This is a genomic window from Candidatus Obscuribacterales bacterium, assembly GCA_036703605.1.
Classification (GTDB): domain Bacteria; phylum Cyanobacteriota; class Cyanobacteriia; order RECH01; family RECH01; genus RECH01.
Genome location: DATNRH010000449.1, coordinates 1 through 1,937, shown reverse-complemented (window position 1 = coordinate 1,937; position 1,937 = coordinate 1). Strand labels below are relative to the sequence as shown.

Below are 1,937 nucleotides of genomic sequence, written 5' to 3'. Positions count from 1 at the left end.
GGGGAAAAAATGCAGGACTCATGTCCCAGTTGGCCTACCTAGCGCTGGGGCTCACCTGGCTGGATATTTTCACCCAAGGCGGTGGCTTTGGCTATGTGCAATCTCCCACCTTTGGCTATCTATTGGGGTTTGTGCCAGGGGCGTGGGTTTGTGGATCCTTAGCTTTTCAAATGCCGCCTCGCCTAGAGTCGTTAGCGCTCAGTTGTGTCAGCGGTTTGTTGACCATTCATGTGGTAGGCATCAGCTATTTAGCGATCGCCCGTTGGGGTGGTTGGCTGACGGCAACATCGGGCTCGTTTCTGCAAGAGATTTTTCTCTATTCTCTCCATCCTTTACCAGGGCAGTTAGCGATCGCCTGTGCGGTCACGGTTCTAGCCTTTGGCTTACGTCGCCTGATGTTTTACTAAGGGGTGACTCAGCAAAACGCCCTATTGATGTTGAGTATGCGTTTGTGAGCGATTGTGCAACACATCAAAGCTTTACATGATGGTGCGTTACGGCTATGCCTAACAGCACCCTACTGAGATCGTTGACTCACGGACTAGCAATCGGAATTGTTTGACCAAGGCGATCGCCTCCCAATTCGTCGCCGAGCGATCCATTGATCCCCATTTATCTCTAGTATGAGCAAGGGTGATCGGGAACGCTGAGTCTCCCATGGAGCGATCGCTCGTGATCCGTTACACCCAAACCTAGCCCACAGACATGCATTGCCAGACCAACCCATGACGTTCAAAAACCATCTGTTTTGGATTATCGCCTTCATTGGTTTGGTGGCGGATCAAATCACCAAGTACTGGACAGTGCAAGCCCTAGAGTTGGGGGAAACGATTCCCATCTGGGAGGGCGTCTTTCACTTCACCTTTGTCACCAACACCGGGGCAGCGTTTAGTCTCTTTAGCGATAACGGCACCTGGCTGCGCTGGCTGTCGTTGCTGGTCAGCCTTGGTCTGATGGTGTTTGCCTGGCTCGGCCCCCGACTCAATCGCCTGGAGCAGGTGGGCTATGGGTTTATTTTGGGGGGCGCGCTGGGGAATGGCATCGATCGCTTTGCCACCGGTGAAGTCGTGGATTTTCTCGACTTTCGGCTGATCCGCTTCCCTGTGTTCAACGTGGCGGACATCTGCATTAACATCGGTATTCTTTGCATCTTGATCGCTGCCTTTACCTTGCCCCCCGATCACCCTGGCGATCGCCGTCCGTCTTGACATGGTCTTTGGACGGTGAATTGAGGAACGTGAACGATCACCGTAATCATACGGAAGATACTTACTCCGATCCAGGTAAAACTTTATATCTGAGGGGGCGATCGCAAAGTTTTTGTTGGCTGGGCACAATTAGCCGGATTTTCCGATCGCGGTGAGATAGGTGGAGTAGCAACCACAACTGGATCCGACCAACCCTAGAGGTGAGTCATGACGTCTCTCATTCCCCAACTCCCAGTCTGCAATCTCCCCCCTATCTCCATGCATGAGGGTAGCGATCGCCGCGATATCCTGCGACGAACTGAGTACAAAACCTGTCACGTCACCATTCCTGAGCAGGTTCGACCGGTGGCGGCGATTGTTGTGGCGGGTCAGTTTTATAGCTTATTTAAAGCTCAGCAGTCCCTTCAAGATACCCAAGCGATCGCTCAGCGCTTGCAGGAGCAAGGCGACCCATCCCTCATCACGCTGCTGCCCACTGGCTATGCCATTTGGGTCTGGGAGCCAGATGCTCAGGTTTTGGTTCGTCACAGACCATCCTTGCCCCCGCAACCGCCGGTGCAAGAGCGCTACTACCCCTGTCATATTCGTGTGCCCCATCATGGCGATCGCCTCGCTGCGATCCGTGTTGGCGACCAGTACTACAGCCTGTTTCGCATTGTCAATCATGCCCATCATGCCCAGCGGGCCTCGGCTAAGCTGAGCGATCGCGGTCATGGGGTTATGATTACC

3 protein-coding genes are annotated in these 1,937 nt (G+C 53.7%); all 3 read left to right on the top strand.

Annotation, left to right across the window (positions count from 1 at the left end; all coding sequences use genetic code 11):
- The coding region (locus tag V6D20_09520) for a biotin transporter BioY (protein HEY9816018.1) at positions 1–407 on the top strand (407 nt) is incomplete at its 5' end.
- A 318-nt stretch (positions 408–725) separates the two neighbouring features.
- On the top strand, positions 726–1,208 hold the full coding sequence (gene lspA / locus V6D20_09515) for a signal peptidase II (protein ID HEY9816017.1): 483 nt from the start codon (positions 726–728) through the stop codon (positions 1,206–1,208).
- A gap of 207 nt (positions 1,209–1,415) precedes the next feature.
- The coding region (locus tag V6D20_09510; protein ID HEY9816016.1) for a hypothetical protein at positions 1,416–1,937 on the top strand (522 nt) is incomplete at its 3' end.